The organism is Pseudomonas sp. H3_C08, from assembly GCF_054669455.1.
Window position 1 is genome coordinate 2,920,024 of record NZ_CP162803.1, and the last position, 23,689, is coordinate 2,943,712.

At 61.1% G+C, this 23,689-nt stretch carries 23 protein-coding genes; 11 read left to right on the forward strand and 12 right to left on the reverse strand.

Annotated features, from left to right (window positions below):
* Window positions 1–2 precede the first annotated feature (2 nt).
* The 3 genes from AB4N74_RS13350 to AB4N74_RS13360 all read left to right on the forward strand — a co-directional run bounded on the left by AB4N74_RS13350 (window position 3) and on the right by AB4N74_RS13360 (window position 4,492).
* A complete protein-coding gene (locus AB4N74_RS13350) occupies window positions 3–1,610 on the forward strand; it encodes a carboxyl transferase domain-containing protein (RefSeq protein WP_414926371.1) in 1,608 nt (535 codons plus the stop codon).
* A gap of 117 nt (window positions 1,611–1,727) precedes the next feature.
* Window positions 1,728–2,543, forward strand: a complete 816-nt coding sequence (locus tag AB4N74_RS13355; protein ID WP_093434145.1) for a gamma-carboxygeranoyl-CoA hydratase — start codon at window positions 1,728–1,730, stop codon at window positions 2,541–2,543.
* On the forward strand, window positions 2,543–4,492 hold the full coding sequence (locus AB4N74_RS13360; protein ID WP_460100693.1) for an acetyl/propionyl/methylcrotonyl-CoA carboxylase subunit alpha: 1,950 nt from the start codon (window positions 2,543–2,545) through the stop codon (window positions 4,490–4,492). The genes AB4N74_RS13355 and AB4N74_RS13360 overlap by 1 nt, the downstream gene beginning before the upstream one ends.
* A 40-nt stretch (window positions 4,493–4,532) precedes the next feature.
* Here the strand turns inward: AB4N74_RS13360 and AB4N74_RS13365 are convergent, their stop codons facing one another.
* The gene (locus AB4N74_RS13365; RefSeq protein ID WP_320337575.1) at window positions 4,533–5,192 is read right to left on the reverse strand and encodes a LexA family protein; all 660 of its coding nucleotides are present in this window, start codon (window positions 5,190–5,192) and stop codon (window positions 4,533–4,535) included.
* A gap of 130 nt (window positions 5,193–5,322) precedes the next feature.
* Between AB4N74_RS13365 and AB4N74_RS13370 the strand changes: the two genes are divergently transcribed.
* On the forward strand, window positions 5,323–5,661 hold the full coding sequence (locus AB4N74_RS13370; RefSeq protein ID WP_093434137.1) for a DUF6124 family protein: 339 nt from the start codon (window positions 5,323–5,325) through the stop codon (window positions 5,659–5,661).
* 219 nt (window positions 5,662–5,880) lie between these two features.
* Here AB4N74_RS13370 and AB4N74_RS13375 read toward each other — a convergent pair whose 3' ends face one another.
* On the reverse strand, window positions 5,881–6,045 hold the full coding sequence (locus AB4N74_RS13375) for a hypothetical protein (RefSeq protein WP_156685516.1): 165 nt from the start codon (window positions 6,043–6,045) through the stop codon (window positions 5,881–5,883).
* A 96-nt stretch (window positions 6,046–6,141) separates the two neighbouring features.
* On the opposite strand from AB4N74_RS13375, the gene AB4N74_RS13380 reads away from it, so the two are divergent.
* Together AB4N74_RS13380 and AB4N74_RS13385 are read left to right on the forward strand one after the other, a co-directional pair.
* Window positions 6,142–7,293: a M14 family metallopeptidase gene (locus AB4N74_RS13380; protein WP_095050788.1), complete on the forward strand. Its 1,152-nt coding sequence runs from the start codon at window positions 6,142–6,144 to the stop codon at window positions 7,291–7,293.
* Between the two features lie 148 nt (window positions 7,294–7,441).
* Window positions 7,442–8,635 carry an MFS transporter gene (locus tag AB4N74_RS13385; RefSeq protein WP_099756677.1) on the forward strand — a complete coding sequence of 398 codons (1,194 nt, stop codon included), beginning with the start codon at window positions 7,442–7,444 and terminating at the stop codon, window positions 8,633–8,635.
* Here AB4N74_RS13385 and AB4N74_RS13390 read toward each other — a convergent pair.
* Together AB4N74_RS13390 and AB4N74_RS13395 are read right to left on the reverse strand one after the other, a co-directional pair.
* Window positions 8,632–9,177: a cytochrome b gene (locus tag AB4N74_RS13390; protein WP_093434126.1), complete on the reverse strand. Its 546-nt coding sequence runs from the start codon at window positions 9,175–9,177 to the stop codon at window positions 8,632–8,634. The genes AB4N74_RS13385 and AB4N74_RS13390 overlap by 4 nt on opposite strands.
* The gene (locus tag AB4N74_RS13395) at window positions 9,174–10,280 is read right to left on the reverse strand and encodes a catalase family peroxidase (RefSeq protein WP_320337573.1); all 1,107 of its coding nucleotides are present in this window, start codon (window positions 10,278–10,280) and stop codon (window positions 9,174–9,176) included. Before AB4N74_RS13395 ends, AB4N74_RS13390 begins: the two co-directional genes overlap by 4 nt.
* A gap of 157 nt (window positions 10,281–10,437) precedes the next feature.
* Here AB4N74_RS13395 and AB4N74_RS13400 point away from each other — a divergent pair, with 157 nt between their 5' ends.
* On the forward strand, window positions 10,438–10,944 hold the full coding sequence (locus AB4N74_RS13400) for a sigma-70 family RNA polymerase sigma factor (protein WP_007917263.1): 507 nt from the start codon (window positions 10,438–10,440) through the stop codon (window positions 10,942–10,944).
* Window positions 10,941–11,696: an anti-sigma factor family protein gene (locus AB4N74_RS13405; RefSeq protein WP_093434121.1), complete on the forward strand. Its 756-nt coding sequence runs from the start codon at window positions 10,941–10,943 to the stop codon at window positions 11,694–11,696. Before AB4N74_RS13400 ends, AB4N74_RS13405 begins: the two co-directional genes overlap by 4 nt.
* A 151-nt stretch (window positions 11,697–11,847) precedes the next feature.
* Here AB4N74_RS13405 and AB4N74_RS13410 read toward each other — a convergent pair whose 3' ends face one another.
* The 7 genes from AB4N74_RS13410 to AB4N74_RS13440 form a co-directional block, all read right to left on the reverse strand.
* The gene (locus tag AB4N74_RS13410) at window positions 11,848–12,819 is read right to left on the reverse strand and encodes a Csu type fimbrial protein (protein ID WP_320337571.1); all 972 of its coding nucleotides are present in this window, start codon (window positions 12,817–12,819) and stop codon (window positions 11,848–11,850) included.
* A complete protein-coding gene (locus tag AB4N74_RS13415; protein WP_460100701.1) occupies window positions 12,816–15,173 on the reverse strand; it encodes a fimbria/pilus outer membrane usher protein in 2,358 nt (785 codons plus the stop codon). The genes AB4N74_RS13410 and AB4N74_RS13415 overlap by 4 nt, the downstream gene beginning before the upstream one ends.
* An 80-nt stretch (window positions 15,174–15,253) precedes the next feature.
* Window positions 15,254–16,042, reverse strand: a complete 789-nt coding sequence (locus tag AB4N74_RS13420) for a fimbrial biogenesis chaperone (protein ID WP_460100704.1) — start codon at window positions 16,040–16,042, stop codon at window positions 15,254–15,256.
* Window positions 16,043–16,075: 33 nt separating this feature from the next.
* Window positions 16,076–16,576: a Csu type fimbrial protein gene (locus tag AB4N74_RS13425; RefSeq protein ID WP_099756683.1), complete on the reverse strand. Its 501-nt coding sequence runs from the start codon at window positions 16,574–16,576 to the stop codon at window positions 16,076–16,078.
* Window positions 16,577–16,580: 4 nt separating this feature from the next.
* A complete protein-coding gene (locus tag AB4N74_RS13430) occupies window positions 16,581–17,117 on the reverse strand; it encodes a Csu type fimbrial protein (RefSeq protein WP_064389251.1) in 537 nt (178 codons plus the stop codon).
* A 20-nt stretch (window positions 17,118–17,137) separates the two neighbouring features.
* Window positions 17,138–17,671 (reverse strand): Csu type fimbrial protein, encoded by a 534-nt coding sequence (locus AB4N74_RS13435; RefSeq protein ID WP_093434107.1) that lies wholly within the window; start codon window positions 17,669–17,671, stop codon window positions 17,138–17,140.
* Window positions 17,672–17,770: 99 nt separating this feature from the next.
* The gene (locus tag AB4N74_RS13440) at window positions 17,771–18,274 is read right to left on the reverse strand and encodes a Csu type fimbrial protein (RefSeq protein ID WP_093434104.1); all 504 of its coding nucleotides are present in this window, start codon (window positions 18,272–18,274) and stop codon (window positions 17,771–17,773) included.
* Window positions 18,275–18,579: 305 nt separating this feature from the next.
* Between AB4N74_RS13440 and zapE the strand changes: the two genes are divergently transcribed.
* Together zapE and AB4N74_RS13450 are read left to right on the forward strand one after the other, a co-directional pair.
* The gene (gene zapE / locus AB4N74_RS13445; RefSeq protein WP_257355573.1) at window positions 18,580–19,710 is read left to right on the forward strand and encodes a cell division protein ZapE; all 1,131 of its coding nucleotides are present in this window, start codon (window positions 18,580–18,582) and stop codon (window positions 19,708–19,710) included.
* Window positions 19,711–19,926: 216 nt separating this feature from the next.
* Window positions 19,927–21,240: a leucine-rich repeat-containing protein kinase family protein gene (locus tag AB4N74_RS13450; RefSeq protein WP_460100710.1), complete on the forward strand. Its 1,314-nt coding sequence runs from the start codon at window positions 19,927–19,929 to the stop codon at window positions 21,238–21,240.
* A 126-nt stretch (window positions 21,241–21,366) separates the two neighbouring features.
* On the opposite strand, the gene AB4N74_RS13455 is transcribed toward AB4N74_RS13450, so the two are convergent.
* On the reverse strand, window positions 21,367–22,071 hold the full coding sequence (locus AB4N74_RS13455) for a YebC/PmpR family DNA-binding transcriptional regulator (protein ID WP_099756686.1): 705 nt from the start codon (window positions 22,069–22,071) through the stop codon (window positions 21,367–21,369).
* A gap of 221 nt (window positions 22,072–22,292) precedes the next feature.
* Between AB4N74_RS13455 and AB4N74_RS13460 the strand changes: the two genes are divergently transcribed.
* A complete protein-coding gene (locus AB4N74_RS13460) occupies window positions 22,293–23,684 on the forward strand; it encodes a type VI secretion system Vgr family protein (protein WP_460100713.1) in 1,392 nt (463 codons plus the stop codon).
* Window positions 23,685–23,689 lie beyond the last annotated feature (5 nt).

The following is a 23,689-nucleotide window of genomic DNA, read 5'->3' on the forward strand; positions in this document are numbered from 1 at the left end:
CCATGGCTACCCTGCACACTCAGCTCAACCCTCGTTCAGCGGAGTTCGCCGCCAACAGCGCGGCGATGCTCAAACAGGTCGACGCCCTGCACACCCTGCTCGCCCAAGTGGCGCAGGGCGGCGGCGCGAAAGCCCAGGAACGCCACACCTCACGCGGCAAACTGTTGCCTCGTGAACGCATCAACCGCTTGCTTGATCCAGGTTCGCCATTTCTGGAAATCAGCCAACTGGCCGCCCACGCCGTGTATGGCGAAGACGTTCCGGCCGCTGGTGTGATTGCCGGGATCGGCCGGGTTGAAGGCGTCGAATGCATGATCGTCGCCAACGACGCGACGGTTAAGGGCGGTTCGTACTACCCGCTGACCGTGAAAAAACATCTACGTGCACAAACCATCGCGCAACAGAATCGTCTGCCGTGTATCTATCTGGTCGATTCGGGCGGCGCCAACCTGCCGCGTCAGGACGAAGTGTTTCCGGATCGTGAGCACTTCGGGCGGATCTTCTTCAATCAGGCCAACATGAGCGCGATGGGCATCCCGCAGATCGCCGTGGTCATGGGCTCGTGCACTGCCGGCGGCGCGTATGTACCGGCAATGGCGGACGAAGCGATCATGGTGCGCAATCAGGCGACGATTTTCCTCGCCGGCCCGCCGTTGGTGAAAGCCGCGACCGGTGAAGTGGTCAGCGCCGAAGACTTGGGCGGTGCCGATGTGCACTGCAAGATTTCCGGGGTCGCCGACCATTACGCCGAGAGCGACGAACACGCCCTCGCCCTCGCCCGCCGCAGTATCGCCAACCTTAACTGGCGCAAACTCGGTGACGTGCAGCAACGCGCGCCGATTGCGCCGCTGTACGCCAGCGACGAGTTGTACGGCGTGGTTTCGGCCGACGCCAAGCAGCCGTTCGACGTGCGCGAAGTGATTGCGCGACTGGTCGACGGTTCGGTGTTCGATGAATTCAAAGCGCTGTTCGGCACCACGCTGGTCTGCGGTTTTGCGCATCTGCACGGCTACCCGATCGCGATTCTGGCGAACAACGGCATCCTCTTCGCCGAAGCCGCGCAGAAAGGTGCGCACTTTATCGAACTGGCCTGCCAGCGCGGTATTCCGTTGCTGTTTTTGCAGAACATCACCGGCTTCATGGTCGGTCAGAAATACGAGGCCGGCGGCATCGCCAAACACGGCGCGAAACTGGTAACAGCGGTGGCTTGCGCCAAGGTGCCGAAATTCACCGTGATCATCGGCGGCAGCTTCGGCGCCGGTAACTACGGCATGTGCGGCCGCGCTTATGACCCGCGTTTCCTGTGGATGTGGCCAAACGCGCGGATCGGCGTGATGGGCGCCGAGCAGGCGGCGGGCGTGTTGGTGCAGGTCAAACGCGAACAGGCTGAACGCAGTGGCCAGGCCTTCAGTGCCGAGCAGGAAGCCGAGATCAAGCAACCGATCCTCGACCAGTATGAAGAGCAAGGTCACCCCTACTATTCCAGCGCACGGCTATGGGACGACGGCGTCATCGACCCGGCGCAGACCCGCGATGTGCTGGCCCTGGCCTTGTCCGCGTCGCTGAACGCGCCTATCGAACCGAGCCGCTTCGGCGTGTTCCGAATGTGATTTTTTGTGGGAGCGAGCCTGCTCGCGAATACGGTTTGTCAGCTAGCGGATAGGTCGACTGATACAACGCTTTCGCGAGCAGGCTCGCTCCCACAAGAACCGTGGAGACGGATGAATATGAGCGATTTCAACACCCTCGAACTGCACAGCGACCCACGCGGTTTTGCAACGCTGTGGCTCAACCGCGCAGAAAAGAACAACGCCTTCAACGCCGAGATGATCCGCGAGCTGATCCTCGCGCTGGACAAAGTCGCCAGCGACGCCAGCCTGCGTTTCCTGCTGGTGCGTGGTCGTGGCAAGCACTTCAGTGCCGGCGCTGATCTGGCGTGGATGCAGCAATCGGCCGAACTCGATTACCACACCAACCTCGACGACGCACGTGAACTGGCAGAGCTGATGTACAACCTCGCCAAGCTGAAGATCCCCACAGTGGCCGTGGTGCAAGGCGCGGCGTTCGGTGGCGCGCTGGGGCTGATCAGTTGCTGTGACATGGCGATTGGCGCCGATGACGCGCAGTTCTGCTTGTCGGAAGTGCGCATCGGTCTGGCGCCGGCGGTGATCAGTCCGTTCGTGGTGCAAGCCATCGGCGAACGCGCTGCGCGTCGATATGCGCTGACCGCCGAGCGTTTCGGCGGACAACGTGCGCGCGAAATCGGTTTGTTGTCCGAGAGCTATCCGGCGGCAGAACTTGATCAGCAAGTCGAACAGTGGATCAACAATTTACTGCTCAACAGCCCCGCCGCCATGCGTGCCAGCAAGGACTTGCTGCGTGAAGTCGGTAACGGCGCGCTAACCCCGGCGCTGCGCCGCTACACCGAAAATGCCATCGCCCGTATCCGCGTCAGCCCTGAAGGTCAGGAAGGCCTGCGCGCCTTTCTGCAAAAACGTCCGCCGAGCTGGCAAGCCGCAACCACCACCAAGGAGCCGCGTTGATGAGCGCACCTGTTCTCACCACCCTGCTGGTGGCCAACCGTGGCGAAATCGCCTGCCGCGTGATGCGCACCGCCAAAGCCTTGGGCCTGACCACGGTTGCCGTGCACAGCGCCACCGACCGTGAGGCGAGGCACAGCCGGGAAGCGGATATTCGCGTGGACCTGGGCGGCAGCAAAGCCGCCGACAGTTATCTGCAGATCGACAAGCTGATCGCAGCGGCCAAGGCCAGTGGCGCGCAGGCGATTCATCCGGGTTACGGGTTTCTCTCGGAAAACGCCGGGTTCGCTCGTGCCATCGAAGCGGCCGGGCTGATTTTCCTCGGCCCGCCCGCCTCGGCCATCGATGCCATGGGCAGCAAATCCGCCGCCAAAGCACTGATGGAAACCGCCGGTGTGCCACTGGTGCCGGGTTATCACGGCGAAGCGCAGGATCTCGACACCTTCCGCGATGCCTGCGAACGCATCGGTTATCCAGTGCTGCTCAAAGCCACGGCCGGCGGTGGTGGCAAAGGCATGAAAGTGGTCGAGGACGTCAGCCAGTTGGCCGAAGCCCTCGCCTCGGCTCAACGTGAAGCGCAGTCGTCGTTCGGCGATTCGCGCATGCTGGTGGAGAAATACCTGCTCAAGCCACGTCACGTGGAAATCCAGGTGTTCGCCGATCAGCATGGCAACTGCCTGTACCTCAATGAACGGGATTGCTCGATTCAACGGCGCCATCAGAAAGTCGTCGAAGAAGCGCCGGCACCCGGCCTGTCCACGCAACTGCGGCGGGCGATGGGTGAAGCAGCGGTGCGTTCGGCACAGGCGATCGGTTACGTCGGCGCCGGTACGGTGGAGTTCCTGCTGGATGCGCGCGGTGAATTCTTCTTTATGGAGATGAACACGCGGTTGCAGGTCGAGCACCCGGTGACAGAAGCCATCACTGGCCTGGATCTGGTCGCCTGGCAAATCCGCGTCGCTCGTGGTGAAGCACTGCCGATCACTCAGGAACAAGTGCCGTTGAATGGCCATGCGATTGAAGTGCGCTTGTACGCCGAGGATCCTGCGAATGACTTCCTGCCGGCGACCGGACGTCTGGCGTTGTATCGCGAATCGGCCGAAGGGCCAGGGCGCCGGGTGGATAGCGGGGTTGAAGAAGGCGATGAAATTTCGCCGTTCTACGACCCGATGCTCGGCAAGCTGATTGCCTGGGGCGAGGATCGCGAACAGGCTCGATTGCGCTTGTTGAGCATGCTCGACGAGTTTGCGATTGGCGGTTTGAAAACCAACATCAACTTCTTGCGGCGGATCATTGCGCACCCGGCGTTCGCGGCGGCGGAACTGGATACCGGGTTTATTCCGCGTTACCAGGAGCAATTGCTGCCTGCACCGGGCACGCTGAGCGACGCGTTCTGGGCGGCGGCGGCTCAAGCGGTGGCGCAGAGCCTGCCACAACTCGCACGCCAGGATGACCCTGCTTCGCCTTGGTCGCTCAATAGCGGTTTGCGTGCGGGGCTGCCGCCGGAAATCACCCTGCATTTGAGTTGCGAGGGGCAGGATCGCGCCTTGACGCTGAATGCTGCCGACCACGCCAGACTGTCCGGCGAAGCACTTATCGTCGAGCACGAAGGCGTTCGTCGTACGTTGCGTGCGATTCGCCAGGGCGATGCGCTGTACCTGCAATGGGAAGGTGAGTTGCGCCGTATCGAAACATACGATCCGATCAGCGCCATCGAAGCCAGCCACAGTCATCAGGGCGGCCTGACCGCGCCGATGAACGGCAGCATTGTCCGCGTGTTGGTGGAGGCCGGGCAATCGGTTGAGGCCGGTGCGCAACTGGTGGTGCTGGAAGCGATGAAGATGGAACACAGCATCCGCGCGCCGCATGCCGGGGTGATCAAAGCGCTGTATTGCCAGGAAGGTGAAATGGTTGGCGAAGGCAGCGCTTTGGTTGAGCTGGAAGAAGTATGAACGGGAGGATCGATCCTGCGCCTGGCGAGGATCGATCTGACTAGTAACGCGCCGTTGCCTGCACCACAACACCGATGATTCGACACTCATCGGTCAGCAGGGCTTTCGGCCATGTCGGATTGAGCGGCACCAGGTAACGCTGGCCGCCCTCTTCGTCGAGTTTGCGAAAAATCGCCTCCGTACTGTCGAGCCACTGGGCGATCACCAGTTTACCGGGCAGCGCTTCGGCGGCCGGGTCGACCAGAATCAGCATGCCTTCGGCAATGCTCTGGCCACTGGGTGCGGTCATTGAATCTCCCGTCACCGTCAACCAGAACGCCGGGCCGCGCGCGTGGTAATCCGTCAATTCGAAGCGCTGCTTGCCTGCTGCCTTGTCGTAGGACGCCGGATCGCTTTCACGCACTTCGCACGTCGTCTGCCAATCGCTGACCGGGTAACGGAAGTACGGGTTGTACTTCTGCGCCAGCGGCATCTCGTCCTCGGACGTGGGTTGCGGTTCACGGATCACCAGCACCACTTCGAGGAAATCCATGCCCAGCGCTTGCAGCACCCGGTTCATTTCAGTGATACCGGGTTCGCGACGCTTGTTCAGCCAATGGCCGATCCCGCCCTGGGACATGCCGACGCGCTCTCCGAGCTCTGTTTGAGTGATTTTGAGTTCACTCATCTTGGCCTTGACCAACTCAATCCATTTATCCATGTGCAGCACCTTACGTGGACGCCTTCGGCCAGCAAAACACATATTGTAGTATTTAAATTCTCGTCACAACTACACAGAGTACTATTCTGAAGGCACGGATTTTCAATCGACCAAGGAGTGCCCCCTCATCATGAATATCAGCAGCAAAGACTTGCCCGATCTGCAAATGGACACCACCTTCACCTCGCCCCAAGGCAATGCGGCGGCGCAACGAGCGCTGGACTACTACTTGAAACCAGCTGTGTCAGAACCTGAGGTCGACGAGCGTTTTTTCGATGTCAGGCGCCATCTCAGTGGCGAGGAAGCCCTGGTGCACGCCTCGGACCTGCTGCGCTGCGCGGCAGCCACGGCGTTCAAGGCAGCCGAAAATCTGCAAGGCGCGAGTCGCGATCTGGCATTTTCAGTGGTGCATATGGTGGATATGGCGCGCGCGATGGTCGACCATTCACTCGATGGCGATGAAGCCTGAGAAACGGAAGTGCGGGCGGACGGGAAAGAATTTTCCAATCGAGCAGGTAAAAACATTTGACTTGCAAATGATAATGATTATTATTGCAAGCAACTGGTCGCGAGATCAGTCGATGGACCAGAGACCTTAGGTCGGTCTTCTGGACTATCTCCTCATCAGGCTAATCACGGTTTTTGACCCGGCTTTTTGCCGGGTCTTTTTTTTGCCCGTTTTTCAGGCTTATGGCTTCAGGCTAATGAAGTCTTTAGGTGCTGCAAATTCGATGGCGCGGATAATATCAAAAGAATATTGGTTGGCAAGCGAAGCCCGGCCGCATTGGGGCAAACTAATGCCAATTAGCACTTGAGAATCAATCGCACAGTCTCTAAGCTGCTTGCGCGTCATGGAGGACGCCCCCCGCCACACACCGCAATTCCCCTCGGTTTCAGCCCTGCCTGCGTGTACAGTAACGGCCATAAAAATCATATTCAGGAATCGATTATGACCGTGGCCAAATCTTCGTTCGACATCAGCGCCAACTTCGACAGCGGCAACATCCAAGTCATCGACATCAGCAATCCACTCAATCCGGTTCTGGCCATTCGTCCAGATACTCGCAGCGCGCATTTCCAGTGGTTTCACTTCAAGGCCAGCGGCCTGCATGTCGGCCAGGAACACTGGTTCCGCCTGAACAATGCCAGCCAATCCACGTACAGCAAGGGCTGGCCCGGTTATCAGGCCGTAGCGTCCTACGATCACGTCAACTGGTTCCGCGTGCCAACTATTTACGAGGGCGACTGCCTGCGCTTTTGCCTCGAGGCCACGCAGACCCATGCCTGGTTCGCCTACTTCGAACCCTATAGCCGTGGCCGTCACGACTGGCTGATCGAGCAGGCGCTGAGCAAGGCCGGCACCGAATTACTGGCGACCGGTAAAAGTGTCGAAGGTCGCGACATTCAATTGCTGCGCAAAGGCACTGGCGCTGAAGGCCAGCGCAAAATCTGGATCATCGCTCAGCAACATCCCGGCGAGCACATGGCCGAATGGTTCATGGAAGGCGTGATCGAGCGCCTGGAGAGGCACGATGATCCGGTGCTGAACAAGCTGCTCGCCAGTGCCGATCTGTACCTGGTGCCGAATATGAATCCGGACGGCGCGTTCCATGGTCATCTGCGCACCAACGCCATGGGCCAGGATTTGAACCGGGCCTGGCAGAACGCCAGCCAGGAGATCAGTCCCGAGGTGCTCTTCGTCCAGCAGCAAATGGAAAAGTACGGCGTCGATCTGTTCCTGGACGCCCATGGCGATGAAACCATTCCTCACGTATTCACCGCCGGCTGCGAAGGCAATCCGGGCTACACGCCGCGTATCGAGAAGCTCGAAGAGCATTTCCGCAATCACCTGAAACACACCACCAAAGATTTCCAGACCAAGTACGGCTACACCCGCGACGAACCGGGCCAGGCCAACATGACCCTGGCGTGCAACAGCGTCGGCCAGAAATACGACTGCCTGTCGCTGACGCTGGAAATGCCGTTCAAGGATCACGACGACCATCCCGACAAGGTCACCGGCTGGTCGGGTAAACGCTCTAAACAGCTGGGCAAAGACGTGCTGACCACCATCGCTGACATGGTTGATACCCTGCGCTGATCCCCTCCTCCGTTCTGTAAAAGATCGCAGCTTGTCTGCGATCTTTTGTTTTCCGCCATTCACCATCTTGCGCAAACAGGTTGCAAAATAAAACCCGAATCAATACCGTACACAAGGTTTTATTTTGAAACCTAAAAGGATGCGGGAAATGAAACCTCTAAAGAGCAGTGCCGTTTTGCTTTTCTCCGTGGCCTGCGGTCTGGCCGTGGGCAATGTGTATTACGCCCAGCCATTGCTGGACGCGATGGCCGAGGCGTTTGCGATGTCGCCGGCGACCATCGGCATTGTCATCACCCTGACGCAAATCGGCTACGGCATCGGACTGGTGCTACTGGTCCCTCTCGGTGATCTGCTCAATCGACGCCGATTAATCGTTACTCAAACCCTGCTGTCGGCAGCGGCGCTGTTGATGATCGCGCTGGCGCCCAACAGTGCGTGGCTGTTGCTTGGCATGACCTTGACAGGGCTGCTCGCGGTAGTGACGCAGGTCTTGGTAGCTTATGCCGCGACGCTGGCAATCCCGGCCCAACGCGGGCGCGTGGTCGGGGTGGTCACCAGCGGCATCGTTGTCGGCATCTTGCTGGCACGCACGGTTGCCGGCGGTATGGCCGATTTGGCTGGGTGGCGAGCGATTTACTTGCTGTCAGCCGGGCTGACACTGTTGATGGCGTTGCTGCTGTTGCGTGTTCTGCCGAAGGATGAGGTCCCGCAACCGATTACGACTTACGCCGCCCTGATCGCCTCAGTATTCAGCCTGTTCAAAGAAGAACCGGTACTGCGCCAACGCGCGATCCTCGCATTGCTGACTTTTGCCAGTGCGATGGTGCTGTGGACGCCGATGGTGCTGCCGCTGGCCGCGCCACCGTTGTCGTTGTCGCACAGTGAAATCGGTCTGTTCGGACTCGCAGGTGCTGCGGGTGCACTGGCAGCCGCACGGGCCGGTCATCTGGCTGATCGTGGTCTGGGGCAATGGGTCAGCGGTCTGTCGCTGTTACTGATGCTCGCCTCATGGTTGCCGATCGCCCTGACTCAATCCTCGCTGTGGGCATTGCTGCTCGGCGTAATCACCTTGGATCTGGGTCTGCAAGCCGTGCACGTCACCAGCCAGAGCATGATCTACAGCGTGCGCCCCGAAGCGCAAAGCCGTCTCACCGCCGGTTACATGCTGTTCTATTCGATCGGCAGTGCGCTCGGTTCCATCGGCTCGACCGCGATGTACGCGTGGGCCGGCTGGATCGGCGTGTGCCTGCTCGGCGCCAGCATCAACGCCGTGGCGCTGGCGTACTGGTGGCTGACCCTGAAACGCGGCGCATCGCTACGATGCGCCACGCAAACGGGTTAGCTGCGATCGCGACCACGCAACATGCTGTCGAGCACCTCGTCGCGGCGGACCCAGCCATGAAACAACGCCGCCGCCAGGTGCAGCAGCACCGTCAGGAACAGCAGATAGGCCAGATACCCGTGAGCCTTGCGCAGAAACGCGAACAACTGCGCATCGGCCGGAACGATCGCTGGCAACTGCAACGTTGTGCTGAGCATCACCGGTTCACCAGAAGCGCTGATCATCGCCCAACCGAGCAACGGCAACACCAGCATCAACGCGTAAAGCAGCAGATGGGACGCCTTGGCCGCCAGTACTTGCCAGCCCGGCAGATCGGCGGGCAACGGTGGCTGGCGCGTGGTGAGCCGCACCAGCAAACGCACGATCACCAGCGCCAGAATCGCAATGCCCAGCGGTTTGTGCAGATGGATCAGCCATTCATGCCGCTCGGACACCGAGGTGACCATGCCGGCGCCGATAAACAGCATGGCGATGATCATCAGCGCCATCAGCCAGTGCAGCAGCCGCGCCAACAGGGCGAAATGCGTCGGTTGAGTGCTCATGGACGAGCCTCCTGTTTGGCGGCGGGCAACTGACTGACTTCGCTGGTGCGACGCAAGTAGGAATTGGCGTAACCGGCGGAACGCGCCGCGAGCAACGGGTCGTCGGAACCTTGAATCCCGGCCGGCAGCACCAGCGGGTCATAGTTGATGTCCCGGCATTCGCCGCTCAATTGCGGCTGGGTCTTTTCCAGCACCAGCGTACCGGCGTTCAACACTTTGCGCCCCTCGGGCCAGGTCTTGCTGGCGTCGTTCACCGGATCCTCGGGATTGGCCAGAGTGATATTCAACTGAAAACGCAGCGGTGCAGACGACAACCGTTGCACCAGATCTTTCTCGAGAAAATCACCGCCCTCAGGCGCACTGGCGCCCGCAGCATCGCGCGCCAACGGTGTCATGCTCCAGCGCACGGCCTGTTTTTTACCGCTGGCGTCGACCAGATAAAACGCGTTGACGCTGTTATAGGTTTCGGTGGCATAACTGGCCGACGGTTTGGCTGTCTTCACCCAGGTCAAAAACGGCACGGTTTCCGGGTGCGCGGCGAAGAACGCCGGAACCTTCGCCGGATCAGGTTTACCGGTGGCCGGATCTGGCGATTGCGCCTGTTGCAATTGATAAAACGCCTCAGGCGTACCGACCGGGAACACCGGCATGCTGTTCATCCCGGTGCGCCATTGCTGCCCGTTAGCCTGGGTGAACCGCAACGCCAGACTGCGAATCGGCACGCTGCTGTCCGGTGCATAGGGATTGCCCGCCGGCAGCGCAAAACGCCCGACCACTGGAGTCTGCGGCTCGTTGAACACCTGCGCGGTGGAGAATACCCGTGCCTCACCACTGCTTTCGAAATGCCCGATCACGCACACGCCTTTGGCGTGATTACGACGAAACCCGGGATGCACGCCATTGTTCTTCTCCAGCACATCGACCAGCGCCTTTGGCGTCAGGCGTTGTGGGTCGAAGTTACCGTGAACGTAGGCAAACGCCCCGGCCACCGCAGCGACTACCACGGCAATGCCGCCCAGACGCAATATCAGGCTCGCGACACTCAGTGGCGGGCGCTGCGGCCCGCCAGGCGGTGAAGCGTTGGGTGAGGTGCGATCAACCATGAAGGACTCCAGGGCCAATGGCCACAAGTAGGAAGAATCAGCAAGACGCGCCTCATCCGGGTTTATTCCACACAACGGTATTTATTTTTCCGAACGTGGAATAACCTCCAACGGCGGGCGTCTCCCTAGTCCACAGCGTAGTGACTAGCAGAATTTCATGAGCGAATTCGACGAACAGTTGAGAGAAATCATTCCCAGATTGCGCCGCTTTGCCGTGTCGTTGACGCGCAACAGCAGCAGTGCTGACGATCTGGTGCAGGCCTGTCTGGAGCGTGCCCTGTCGAGTTGGGGCGACAAACGCGCCGACGGCGACTTGCGTGCCTGGCTGTTCGCGATCCTCTATCGGCAGTTTCTCGACGCCCACCGGCGCTCGCGGCGTTATGCGCGAATGCTCGAATTCTTCACCGGTCGCGACGATGCCGAACCCTCGGTGGAGCGCACCGTTATCGCTCAGTCAACCCTGCAAGCCTTCGACCGACTGCCCAGCGAACAGCGCGCGCTGCTGCTCATGGTTTCAGTGGAAGGCCTTTCCTATAAAGAGGTCGCCGAGATTCTCGGCGCCCCGATCGGCACCGTGATGTCGCGCCTGTCCCGCGCCCGCCAGGCCCTGCGCCAACTCAGCGACGGCGAAATCAGCAGCCCTTCTTTGCGGATACTCAAATGATCAGCCTGCCTCCCACCGAGCGTGATCTGCACGCCTATGTCGACCACCAGCTCAGCGACGCCGACCGGCGTGTGCTGGACACCTGGCTGGCCAGTCACCCGGACGAAGCGGCGCAGGTTCGCGCCTGGCAACAGGATGCCCAGCAATTGCGCGCGGCACTCAGCGGCGCGTTGCAGCAACCGGCCAACCCAGCGCTTGACCCAGCGATGATTCGCCAGCGCCGTCAGCGCCAGTCGCGTCGTCATCTGGCCAGTGCTGCGGTGTTGCTGATCGCGGTCAGCCTCGGCGGTTTCAGTGGCTGGCAGGCCCGGGACATGACCCTTGTGCGCCCGGCCATGTTGCCAATGACCGACGCCCTGCAAGCCTATCGCCTGATTGCCCAGCAAGGCATGTTGCCAGCCGATTACAAGGTCGACAGTGATGGCGACATGCAGCGCTGGCTCGATCGTTATTTCACTCGGGCCAGTCGTTTACCAGATCTGAAGGCGGCCGGGTTTGAACCGGTCAGTGGACGCCTGCTCAGCACCGACGAAGGCCCGGCAGCGATGGTGATGTATGAGGATGGCAGTGGCCACAAGGTGAGTTTCTACGTGCGCCCGCCGGGGCCGAAGAACACCTTTTTGCCGCGTGGCACGCGCAGTGACGGAGATTTGCAGGCCCAGTACTGGTCAGGTGGTGGCTATAACTACGCGATGGTCAGCCCGGTCGATACACCGGCGGCGCAACAGCTCAAGCAATCACTGCCATTCTGAGAACACCACCTTTCCCCTGTGGGAGCGAGCTTGCTCCGGGCGGCGTTCCGACGAAGGCGCTGGATCAGTCGCATCTTTGCTGAATGACACACTGCATTCGTCGGAACGCCGCCCGGAGCAGGCTCGCTCCCACTAGGGATCAGCGTCAGGCTCAGAAACCTACGTCGAGCACCACATTGTCCAGATAAGTACCTGCAGGCGGCGTGCTCTGGTCGGTGTAGATTTTCGCGTTGTAGTTGAAGATCTGGCTGCCCGTGCCCAAGCCGTTACCCGGATTGACCTCGGCATCGCTACTCGCCCGCCGCGCCGCGCCGACACTGCCCCAGCGCGTGGTGCCGGCACTTTTGAAAATGTCGTAGGCCAGATAATTGCTCCCGGAAATCATCCGTCGCCGGCCGCCGACACTCACCGCGTTCTGCCCGTCGCTCAGCCCCACGGTATAGGCACTGCCCTTGGTGCAGGCCAGATTGATGGTTTGCCCGGTCACCGGGGTGAACGCACTGATCACCGGAGCGCTGCCGAACGCAATGTTCGGCGCAGTAATCGTGCAGTCGTTGGACACCGTCATGTTCACCGTCAACGAGGTCGTGCCACTGGCGATGTCGCGCCCAAGACAGACAGAACCAATACCAATCCCCGAGCAGTAATTCCAATTCCAGAAAATGCTCAGGGTCTCGGTGTACACCCCGGCGGCGACGTTGCTGCCAATGGTTGTGCCGAGATACAGCGGCACGGTTTTCGGCGTTGTACCGTTGAGCAGGCCCAAGGCATCGATGATGCCGTTGCGCGCAAAGTCGTAGGCCGTGCCACGCGTCAGCGGGTAGCTGGTGCTGTTGTTGGCGTAGACCGTGTAACTGATGACATCTCCGGTCGGCCCGACCAGACCACTTTGAGTCGAAGAAACGGTGCCCCAGAAGTGGTCGTTGCTGGTCAGCAGGGACAGCAGCGAACCGGTACAGCTCAAACCTGCATTCAGCGTGGAGCTGGGCTGCGACGTCGTGCGCACGGCGATCGAACTGAGCGTACCGAATGCTGCCGGCGTGGTGCTGACCACCGAGCACGCAGCCTGCGCCGCCCCCGGCAGCATCAGCGCCAGCAACAGAAGCAAGCGTGCGCCGATCATTGACACACCAACGGGCCAATCAGCGGCACCTGGTCCTGATTCATATCGACGCTGAACTGCGCCTGACAGGTCTTGCCGTCGGCCAGCGTGACCTGCAGCGAGTTCTGCGCCTGCAGGTTTTCCAGATACACCAGCCCATCCCAACCGACCACCGTCCGCGTACCGCTCTGCTCATGCAACACACCCGCGCCCAGCGGCAGTTCGCGCTGTTGCGCGTCGACCAGCACGATGCTCGCGGCAATCACCCGGGCCAGCGGAAACTCCAGCAGATATCCGCTACCGCGCCTTACCGCGATGCGTTGTTCGACATTGGGACTGCGCACATTGGCCGGCAGATTCAGTGGGTCGATTTCATACTTGCCCCGGTAATAGGCGCTGCTCCACGGCACCAGCAGATGACCGTTCTTGTCGGTCTGACCCACCTGCTGGTTTTCGTAGCGCACCGGAATGTCGGCGAAACCATCGGTGCTGACCACTACAAACGCGTCGTCGATGCGGTTGGCGGCGAACACCTGACGGTCCATCCACACCAGCGAACCACTGGCGTCGGCCCAACGGGTTTCGGCGTCGGAAGTGCCGTAGACACCGGCCTGCAACTGCACCGATTGCAGCCGCCAGGTGACGTCGGCCTGGCGATAATCGGCGCCATCACCCTTGGCGTAGCCGAGGTTGAAACCCACGCCGCCCTCAGTCGGCACCGCACGACTGTAGTTGACCCGTTGCTGGCTCTGCCCGGTTTTACTGCGATCGCTGCTGATCGCCAGGCTGCCACGCAGATCGAACGGAATCACCAGTTGCGCCTGCACCGCCCAGTTGCTGTCGCCGATTTCGCGGTTGGCCGACAGGTAAAAACTGCTGTTGCGCCACAGCGGTTTGCTCCAGCTGAGGTTGAGCAGCCGCGTGCGCGAGTCGTCCGCCGCACGAACATCGAAATAACCGGCGCCGAGGCTGCCCCAACGCTCAAGGTTAAGGCTTAAGGTCGCCTGTTCGCTGCGTCGACTCAGGCTGATGTAGGGGCTGTCGACCACGGTCAGGTCGGCATATTGATCGTGACGTTGCAGGCGTTGGTAGGAAAAGCTGAAGCGCTGATTGCTGTACTGGTAGCCCAGGCTCAATTGCTGACCGCCCTCGCCGTCGAAGCGGCTTTGACTCAGGGCACTATTGAGTACACCGAAATTACCCAGCCGCAGGTTGCCGCCGAGGCCGCCCAGTGTCAGCGAATCGGCCGCTTCGGCGTGGCTCTCCAGAGTAAAACTGTCGCTGACGCCGTAACGCAGGCTGCCGGAGGTGACACCCGGGCCGTAACTGAAATCCTTCAAGCCATAGTCGCGGCGCAACGTACCGGCCGCCACGGAAAAATCGCTCAAGCCTTTTTGCAACAACGTGCTGGTGACATAGAACGGCACCGTGGTCGACACCTGCCGACCCAGTGCATCGGTGGTCACCACCACCGCTTCGCCCGCACCGTTGATGAACGGAATATTGGTCAGTGTGTACGGCCCCGGCTGCAAGTCTGCACTGCTGGACTTGTAGCCATTGATGAACAGATCCACCGAGGACGGCACCGCCGCTTCACCGGCAAATTGTGGCAACGGATACGTCACCAGATCCGGGCGTACGGCAAAATCCCGAGAAAACTGCACGCCACCCAAACGCACCGAACTGCTCCACGGCAACGCACCGCTGATCACGTCACCGGCCTCGTAGGTGAGCATTCGCTCGTCGTCGGAGTAACGCCAGGTGGTGTCGTAACGCAGGTAACCGTTGTCCAGCGTGTTGAGCGAGTCACCAGACAACGTACGCCGGTATTGCCCGGTGCTGGACAATGTGCCCCAGCTGTCGAACAGCCGCACTTCGTTCCACGCCGCCAGGTAAGTGCCGGCATCGTCGGTGTCGTTGAGGTACAGGTCATAGTTGAACAGCGCGCCGAAACTGCTCAGCGCCGGAGTGCGCGGGTAAGCCTGGCGATTGCCGATGAACTGTTCCGGCAGCCAGTCCGGCGGCACGTCCAGCAGCAGGCGCTGACCGACACTGTCGTAATCACTGTGCAGCCCCGTCAGACTGTCGAGATCGACCTCGGCGCCGAGGTTGTCGGACAGTTTCATGCCGGTCTCGCGCAACGCGGTCACTGGCACGAACAAGCGCCCGTCGCGCTGCTGCACCGCCACCACGCGTCCGGTATTCATCTGGTTGACCACCAGTTCCAGAAACAACTGTGCATCACTCACGGCCTCCATGCCGCTCGGTGGCGGCGGCAGATCGCCGGCCCCGGATGGTTGAACGAACATCAGGCAACACGCGCCGGTGATGAGCCACAACGGACGCTGAATACGACGAACCCGTCCTGGGCTCATACCCGTTTTACGTCCGTCAATGGACTGAATCCTCCCTGATACCGCTTTAGCCGACGTCAGATAACTGCGCTACGACTCACTCACTTGGCAGGTGTAATGCTCTGCACCTGCGGCGCGCCGTTCACCCGCACCTGCAACGCCGAATCACCGGCCAACGGCCCCGGTGCCGGCCAGCGCATTACCGCCCCCGGCAGCACGTACCCCAGCAGCCCTTCGGCAAGCGGTCTGCTCTGCCCCGCCTGTTTGATTGCCACGTCAGTCAGTCGCGCATGCACCGCGCCCTGATTACGCACTTCCACATAGGGCCGGCCGTCCACGGCCACCGTGCGCCAGCTCAATTGCGGCAGGCCGACACCCTTGGGATCACGCGCGCGGCTGCTGTCTTCCTTGCTCCACAGCCCGGCACCATAGGCAAACAACGGCACCGAGTAGCGCATCTGGAAGCGGATCGCTGCGGCGGTTTTGCCTCCGTCAGCGGTCGCGGGTTGTGCGGAAGGAATTTCGTCGATGATGATCCGGTAGGCCAGCTCCTGCCCCGGCGGCACGTCCTTTGTCCGGGTCAGGCGCACCAATTGTTTCTGTCCCGGCTCGATTTTCGCCACCGGCGGGCTGCCGATCACGTCGCGCTGGTTCTGGTATTGCTCGGCGAAACCACTCTGGCTCCAGCCGAACACGCGGATCTGCAGATTGGCGGTTTCGCTGCCGCGATTCTCCAGCCACAGCGCACTGGCCTGCTGATCAGCCTCCAGCACCGGATCGATCGGCCAGATCAGCACCGAACTCGCCGCGTGTGCCTGACGTGCCCCAAGCATGACCAGCGTCCACATCGCACAGCGCACGAACGAATACCGTGACGTAACTGACCCCATAAACCTGCTCCTTGTCGGCCATTCAACTTCGCCTTACCACGACAGTTGCACCTGCAACACGTCGCTGTACGTCCCCCCAGGCTGATTGCCCGGCAATTGCACCTGACCGTAAATCGGCAGGCTGATGTTGTTCGCATCGCTGTAGGCCACCGCCACACTCTGGCCGATGCCCAGGCTCTGGCTGTATGCCGCATCGCTAAACAGCGCATACGCCACCCGCGCAGTGCCGCTGTTGACCTGCATGTGCCGGCCGCTGTTGTTGTACTGGCCGCCATCAACGCTCATGTTCAGCGTCACGCCCGGCGTGCATTGCAATTGCACCCCACCCGTCAGCGCGACCTGCACGGTGCCGGTGGCCAGTGCCGAACGCGAACCGAAATTCAGCCCGCCATAATTCGACACCCCGCCCACCACCAGACACCCGGCAGTGACCGTGGCACTGACCTGAAAGCTCTGGCTCGTTGCTGCGGTCAGCGGCAGCGGCGCACTGCCTGCGCAGAGCAGGAGCAGCGCGGCACAGCCATGGCGGCGCATGGCATCAGAACGTCAGTTCGACGGCGACAGTGTCGGTGTACGTCCCCGCCGGCAAACCGGCCTTGCCCACTGCCTGACCGTAGATGTTCACTGTCTGCGCGACACCGGTACTGGCGGCGAGGTTGATCGTCCCGTCAATCGCCAGCAGTTGCGAGTGCCCGGCATCGGTGTACAAGTCGTACGGCACGTAATTGGCAACGCCGTCGTACAGCGCCCGCGTGCCACCCGGTGACATTCCGTCGTGGGAGCCCGCGCGTACCTTGACCGTCGGCGTGGTGCCGCTGGAGCAGAGAATCGACAACGCCCCGCCGCCCCCGCCCAACACCTGCCCGGTGGCGGTGGTGAACAGGCTGTTGGCAGTGCCGAAGTTCAACGCACCGAAGTTCAGCCCGGTGGAACCGCCAGCGCCGTTGACCTGACAGCTGCTGATCAGAATCAGGCTGGAGGTGATCTGGCCGGTGACCGTGGTGGCGGCGTTGGCACTGGAAACCAGCGCCAGGCCAAGCAACGACAAACCTATCCTTGATGCAAACATACGCATGGTGTCCGTCCTCTACGGGGTTACCAGTCGAGCGTCACCGTCAGGGTGTCGGTATAGACCCCTGCCGGTACCGCACGGGTATTCGCCACCACCGTGCCAAATACCGGAATGGGTATCTGCGCACCGCTGGTGACAGCGAAATTGTGTTGCTGGCCGATGCTGTAACTCCGGACGCCGGAGGGATCGACAAACAGCTGATAAGGGAGGGTCTGGCGACCGTTGCTCAGGCGCCGGGTATTGCCGTCACCGTGGGTGCCGCCGTCGATGGTGACGGTGAAACCGGTGACCGAGGGATTGCAGGCGACGTTGAGTTTGCCGCTGCTGTCGCCGTCCAGACTGGCCTTGATCGGCGCGTTCCAGGTGGGCCCCTGAAGGCCGAAGTCGAGGGTGCCGAGGGCGCTGAGCGGACTGTCGGGTGTGCTGGTATTGGTGACTTCGCAGCCGGCAATCAGGATCAGCCGCGCATTGATCTGCCCGCTGACCGCCGCTTGCGCCTCGTCTGCGAGCAATGCCAGCGTACCCGCTGCCACCACCATCCAGTGTTTACCTGTCATTGCGCCCGTCCCTGCTCCTTTACGCTGATTCGATCACCGCGCTCATCATCGAACGCCTTCCTTGCGCACCCGCGTCCAGCGGCTGCCTTGAAACCACACTCACCAGGTGACCGTCACCTTGACCAGATCCGAATAACGGCTGACCTGCGGCACCTCAGCCAGGCGCTCGATCCGCGCGTAAAGTGGCAACTCCACCGTGCCGCTGTCCGGCACCCGCCCACTGACCGGAACATCCACCACCAGCGGCACCCGGCGCGCCGCGTCCTGATACAAGCGGTACGGAATCGGTTTACTGCCTGTTGAACCGACCATATAGCGAACTTCCCCGACACCACCATGCAAGCCGCCGTCGACACGCATCTGGTACGGCGTGTCCGGATTGCACTCCAGCCGTGGCAGGCGTTGATTGGTCAGCGCCGCTGCCAAAGGCCCGGCCGGGTCATCGAGACGTGCAGTGCTGCCGAAATCAAGCACGCCCAGTTGCTCAATGCCAGCGTTGCGCTGCTGGCCGATCAACTGGCAGCCGCGTTGCACATCGACGCGCACTTCAACCTGAAGATCCGCCGAATAGACAGGTGCAGCGAGCACACCCAACAGCCCCATAACCCCATGTACATTCACTGCGCCATTCCTTGTCAGTGATCGCTTGCGACGTCGTTTCTGTGATTGAGGTTAGCAACGGTCGACGATTCCGCCAGTCGATTGGATCCATGGATCGGCCGGGATATGTTTCGAAAGATTGGCAACGGGGCGAGCCATGTCGCTAAAAAAGGCTGTACGTGCCGCACAAATTTGTTCAATAACCGCCCACTGTCGACACGTCGCGGTGGCTGGTCATCTCGGCGTCTGGTTACACTACATCGCCGCGCTCCCGGGAGCCGGTTTTGACGAACACGGAGACGCCGACAGTGCCTGCCCACCCGCCGAAACGATCGCGACTGATCCAGCGCTGGCCGGCGTTGCGCCGCTGGTTCGGCAAGGGTTTGCCGGCCGGCGCCGGGCATGACGCCAGCGCCCAGTCGATCCGCGATTACTTCCGACACAAGGCCAGCGGTCAGGGCTACACCCTCAGCCACAGCCAGCAGCGCGTCATTGAGTGCATGGCGCAGCAGGCCAGTCTGCTGTTGGCCGCCAACAGCCGAACCGCGCCAAGCCTGTATCTGTTCGGCGCCGTCGGGCGTGGCAAGAGCTGGCTGCTCGACGGCTTCTTCCAGGCGCTGCCGATCACTCAGAAACGACGCTTGCATTTCCATCAGTTTTTCGCGCAATTGCATCAGGGCATGTTCAGCCATCGCCTGCAGGACGATGCCCTCGAAGTGACCCTCGACGAACTGCTGCAAGATTGTCGGGTGCTGTGTTTCGACGAGTTTCATGTGCATGACATCGGCGATGCCATGCTGATCACCCGGCTGTTCAAGGCGTTGTTCAAACGACGGATTCTGCTGCTGGTGACCTCCAACTATGCGCCTGAGGGTTTGCTGCCCAATCCGCTTTATCACGCCCGCTTCAAACCGGTGATCGAACTGATCAATACGCACATGCAGGTGATGGAAGTCGGCGGCCCGCATGATTACCGCAGCCAGACGCGTCACTCTGCACACCAGATATTCACCCAGGGACATTACGTGTGGCCGGCGACGCCAGCACAACGCACGGCCCTGGATCTGCCACCTGCAGAGGCACCGGCCGTTGCGCTAACGGTCGGCACCCGGCAGTTTCAGGCGCGTTTTTTTGAGAAGCGGCGTGTCGGTTTTACCTTCAACGATCTGTGCGAACAGCCGACGGCGGTGATGGATTATCTGGAACTGTGTCGCCGTTTCGACCGCTGGATCATCGATGATCTGCCGGAACTGGCGGAGTGCTCGATCGCCGCGCAACAACGCTTCATCAACCTGATCGACGTGCTGTACGACCAGGACAAGCACCTGACGCTACTCGGTCGACTGCCCTTGCGTGAAAGCCTGGATGGCCAGGCCATTGACCTGGCGCGCACGCGCAGTCGGTTGGGGCAGTTGCAAGAAGTGCACGGGACGATCTGAGCACGCCATTCCCCTGTGGGAGCGAGCCTGCTCGCGAAAGCGCCCTATCAGTCAAAACATCAGCTTCTGACACTCCGCCTTCGCGAGCAGGCTCGCTCCCACCAAGGGCAACTGAAGTTTCGCCGCCTATCCAATTCAAACCCGGGCTTTGCCGTTATCATGTCGCCCATTCCCAGCGCCCCAGCGGCGCGCACCTGATCAATAGCGAACCCCAACATGCACACCCTTGCTCAATTGCGCGCCGGCGAGTTGTCGGGCATCACTCGACTGGATCTGTCTTGTGGCCTGACCGAATTCCCGCGCGAGATTTTCGATCTGGCCGACACCCTGGAAATCCTCAATCTCAGCGGCAACGCCCTGAGCCGCCTGCCGGATGACTTGCACCGTCTGACGCGCCTGCGGGTGCTGTTCTGCTCCGACAACCCGTTTACCGAACTGCCGACCTGCCTCGGCCAGTGCGCGGCGCTGACGATGATCGGCTTCAGAGCCAATCGCATCGTCAACGTACCCGCCGCAGCCCTGCCGCCACAGCTGCGCTGGCTGATCCTGACCGACAACTGCCTTGAAAGCCTGCCGAGCGAACTCGGTGAGCGCCCTGCCCTGCAAAAGCTCATGCTGTCCGGCAATCGTCTGCAAGCGCTGCCACCCTCGCTGAGCAACTGCCATCGTCTGGAGCTGTTACGCATCTCCGCCAACCGCCTGACCGAGCTGCCGCAGTGGCTGCTCGCGCTGCCGAGCCTGACCTGGCTGGCCTACGCCGGTAACCCGCTGGAAACCGAGGCGGACGCCGCCGCGCTCGACGCGACGGCACAGATCCCCTGGTCTGCGCTAAGTCTGGAGCAACGCTTGGGTGAAGGCGCCTCGGGGGTGATTTCCCGGGCGAACTGGCAACGCGACGATGGTTCGGTGATACCGGTTGCGGTGAAGTTGTACAAAGGTGAAATGACCAGCGACGGCTCGCCGCTGCACGAAATGAATGCGTGTATCACCGCCGGCCTGCATCCCAATCTGATCCGCGTCGAGGGACGCATCAGTGGCCATCCCGACGGCCAGCAAGGATTGGTGATGCAGTTGATCGATTCGTCGTTCCGCAACCTCGCCGACCTGCCCAGCCTGGCGTCCTGCTCGCGGGATGTGTACGCCGATGATTGCCGGTTCAGTGCCGAGGTCGCGCTGAACATTGCCAAAGGCATCGCTTCGGCAGCCGAACACTTGCATCAGCAAGGCATCACCCACGGCGATCTCTACGGGCACAACATTCTGTTGAACGAGCGCGGCGATTGCCTGCTCGGGGATTTTGGCGGGGCGTCGTTCCATGCTGTCGACGACACGCTGGAAACGCGCGCGTTGCAACGCATCGAAGTGCGCGCGTTCGGGATTTTGCTGGGTGAGTTGCTGGCGCGCGTCGACTCGGGGTTGAGTGATGAACTGCGTGCGGTGCTTGAAGAGCTGGAGCGGAGTTGCTGTCAGGCGGATGTGCTGGCGCGGCCGGGGTTTGCTGAGGTCATGCGGCAGCTTGAGAATCTGTGACCGCTGCGCGGTCAATCGCGAGCAGGCTCACTCCTACAGTGGACGGTGGTGATCACAAATGATGTGTTCACCTCTGGCCTGTAGGCCTGCGCCTGGTCGCGATGTGGCCATCACTGACGCAGCCGATCAGCCCGCCAGGCCAACAAACATGTCCTGCACGTCATCATGGTTGTCGAGGCCTTCGAGGAACGCTTCAACTTCAGCCATCTGCTCGTCACTCAAGCCGCTGACCGGGTTCTTCGGCTGGTAGCCGAGCTTGGCCGACAGCACGGTGAAACCCTGCTCTGGCAGCGCTTTCTGCACCGAATCCAGGTCGGTAGGGTCGGTCAGGAACAGCGTTGCGCCGTCTTCGCCCGGCTCGAAATCCTGAGCACCGGCTTCGATCGCGGCCATTTCCGGATCGGCGTCCGGGGTGTCCGGCGAGGCTTCGATCATGCCGACGTGGTTGAAGTCCCAGGCCACGGAGCCGGAAGCCCCCAGTTGGCCTTTACGGAACGCCACGCGGATTTCGGCGACGGTACGGTTGATGTTGTCGGTCACGCACTCGACGATCAGCGGCACCTGGTGCGGGGCGAACCCTTCGTAGGTCACGCGATGGTATTGCACGGTTTCACCCAGCAGACCGGCGCCTTTCTTGATCGCGCGATCGAGGGTTTCTTTTGGCATCGAGGCTTTCTTGGCCTGTTCGACCACCAGACGCAGGTGTGCGTTGGTGGTGGTATCGGCACCGTTGCGGGCAGCGATGGTGATTTCCTTCACCAATTTGCCGAAGATCTTGCCTTTGGCGTTGGCTGCCGCTTCTTTGTGTTTAACCTTCCACTGTGCGCCCATTACTCACTCTCTTGATCTGTGGCGCCGAGACATCTATTGGCCGACGCGTGGCGCCAAGTTTATACGGCCTAAAGTCGGCAATCGACCAAAAAAACGCAATGTGGAATCGACATCTTCACCAGAGCTTGTAGGGGAATTCTGAAAAACGCCTTTGACATGACCATTCAACGCTGCGGTTTCGTACCCTCTCAGGCCCGTATTGCCTGACAGAGCCTGTTCGAATGCTCAATGACAAGGAAAGTCCTTTTACCCTGACCCTGACCGACAGCGGTCTGTGCCTGCCGGTGGTGCGTTTTCACGGCGAGGAAGCGCTCAACCAGCCCTACCGTTTCGACATCGAACTGATCGGTTTGGCCCCCGCCGTGACGCCGGGCACATTCCTGCACCAACGGGCCTTTCTGCGTCTGGACGACCATCATGGAATCCACGGCGTGATCGACAGTGCCAGTTGCGAACATCGCGGTACGCACCGGATCGGCTATCGCGTGACGGTCGTGCCGCGCTTGCACAGGCTGGCTCAGCCGAGCAAACGGCGAGTGTTCGTGCAACAGAGTGTGCCGCAGATTCTCCAGCAGTTGCTCACGGAAAACGCCCTGCCCGCCGACGGCTACCGGATTGAAATGACCGTCGGCCGCTACCCGATCCGGCCTTTTTGCATCCAGTACGAAGAAAGTGATCTGGCGCTGCTGCACAGACTTTGCGAAGAGGAAGGCATTCACTATCACTTTGAACACCGGATGGACGGACACGTGGTCGTGTTTGCCGATGACAGCCTCAGTCTGCCGCAAACGCCGGTACTGGTTCCGTTCAAGGCCTGTGAGCAAACGCCTTCACCCTGTATCACTTCGCTGTACCAGCATCATCACGCCGCGCCCGTCGCCACGCTGCATGCCGTGCGTAACCGAGGGCAGCGGGCGATCAGCGACGAGGCCGCCAACCACATCACGGCAAATCCCCTGCCGCAGGCATCTTCCCTCGAACAACGACACCACGAACAACGCAGCCGTCGACATCTGGAACGGCAACGCTGCCAGCATCGCACGATCAATGGCCGCAGCGACCGGATCGGCTTGCTAAGTGGACAACTGCTGCAAGTGTCGGCGCATCCGGTCAGCCACTTCAACGAACAATGGCGGCTCACATCGATACGTCATCACGGGCAACATCCGTCGATTCTTGACCCGACCCCACCCTTGCACCGCTACGAAAACGATTTTACCGCCCAGCCCTGGTCAAGCGATTTTCGCCCGGCGCTCAACCAACCGCGTCCAGGCATTGCCGGTTATCACCTGGCGCTGGTGCTGGGACCAGCCGGGCAACCGGCGCAGCTCGATGAAGAGGGTCGGGTCGCCGTCAGGCTGTGGCCCTCGGAACATCTGCAAACCCTTGATGACGAGGCGATCTGGCTGCCCATCGCGATGACTCGCGCCAATGGCCGAGTGGCACGGGAGGAACTGCCCTGCGCTGGCAGCGAAGTGTGGGTGAGTTTCCTTGACAGCGACCCCGACCGGCCGATTCTGTGTCTGGGCAACTCACGCAAGCCCACACCTCGCGAACCACCCGCACGTGACAGCCTATTGCTCGACTGGCTACTCGACAGCGGCGCACGCTGATCCCT

Coding starts and splice junctions, on each gene's coding strand:
- AB4N74_RS13370 (WP_093434137.1), top strand. CDS start 5,323: ATGAATATCAGCAGCAAAGACTTGCCCGATCTGCAAATGGACACCACC.
- AB4N74_RS13460 (WP_460100713.1), top strand. CDS start 22,293: ATGCTCAATGACAAGGAAAGTCCTTTTACCCTGACCCTGACCGACAGC.
- AB4N74_RS13440 (WP_093434104.1), bottom strand. CDS start 18,274: ATGGGGCTGTTGGGTGTGCTCGCTGCACCTGTCTATTCGGCGGATCTT.
- AB4N74_RS13410 (WP_320337571.1), bottom strand. CDS start 12,819: ATGATCGGCGCACGCTTGCTTCTGTTGCTGGCGCTGATGCTGCCGGGG.
- AB4N74_RS13380 (WP_095050788.1), top strand. CDS start 6,142: ATGACCGTGGCCAAATCTTCGTTCGACATCAGCGCCAACTTCGACAGC.
- AB4N74_RS13435 (WP_093434107.1), bottom strand. CDS start 17,671: ATGACAGGTAAACACTGGATGGTGGTGGCAGCGGGTACGCTGGCATTG.
- AB4N74_RS13430 (WP_064389251.1), bottom strand. CDS start 17,117: ATGCGTATGTTTGCATCAAGGATAGGTTTGTCGTTGCTTGGCCTGGCG.
- AB4N74_RS13415 (WP_460100701.1), bottom strand. CDS start 15,173: ATGAGCCCAGGACGGGTTCGTCGTATTCAGCGTCCGTTGTGGCTCATC.
- AB4N74_RS13350 (WP_414926371.1), top strand. CDS start 3: ATGGCTACCCTGCACACTCAGCTCAACCCTCGTTCAGCGGAGTTCGCC.
- AB4N74_RS13400 (WP_007917263.1), top strand. CDS start 10,438: ATGAGCGAATTCGACGAACAGTTGAGAGAAATCATTCCCAGATTGCGC.
- AB4N74_RS13405 (WP_093434121.1), top strand. CDS start 10,941: ATGATCAGCCTGCCTCCCACCGAGCGTGATCTGCACGCCTATGTCGAC.
- AB4N74_RS13355 (WP_093434145.1), top strand. CDS start 1,728: ATGAGCGATTTCAACACCCTCGAACTGCACAGCGACCCACGCGGTTTT.
- AB4N74_RS13455 (WP_099756686.1), bottom strand. CDS start 22,071: ATGGGCGCACAGTGGAAGGTTAAACACAAAGAAGCGGCAGCCAACGCC.
- AB4N74_RS13390 (WP_093434126.1), bottom strand. CDS start 9,177: ATGAGCACTCAACCGACGCATTTCGCCCTGTTGGCGCGGCTGCTGCAC.
- AB4N74_RS13375 (WP_156685516.1), bottom strand. CDS start 6,045: ATGACGCGCAAGCAGCTTAGAGACTGTGCGATTGATTCTCAAGTGCTA.
- AB4N74_RS13420 (WP_460100704.1), bottom strand. CDS start 16,042: ATGGGGTCAGTTACGTCACGGTATTCGTTCGTGCGCTGTGCGATGTGG.
- AB4N74_RS13360 (WP_460100693.1), top strand. CDS start 2,543: ATGAGCGCACCTGTTCTCACCACCCTGCTGGTGGCCAACCGTGGCGAA.
- AB4N74_RS13450 (WP_460100710.1), top strand. CDS start 19,927: ATGCACACCCTTGCTCAATTGCGCGCCGGCGAGTTGTCGGGCATCACT.
- AB4N74_RS13385 (WP_099756677.1), top strand. CDS start 7,442: ATGAAACCTCTAAAGAGCAGTGCCGTTTTGCTTTTCTCCGTGGCCTGC.
- AB4N74_RS13365 (WP_320337575.1), bottom strand. CDS start 5,192: ATGGATAAATGGATTGAGTTGGTCAAGGCCAAGATGAGTGAACTCAAA.
- AB4N74_RS13395 (WP_320337573.1), bottom strand. CDS start 10,280: ATGGTTGATCGCACCTCACCCAACGCTTCACCGCCTGGCGGGCCGCAG.
- AB4N74_RS13425 (WP_099756683.1), bottom strand. CDS start 16,576: ATGCGCCGCCATGGCTGTGCCGCGCTGCTCCTGCTCTGCGCAGGCAGT.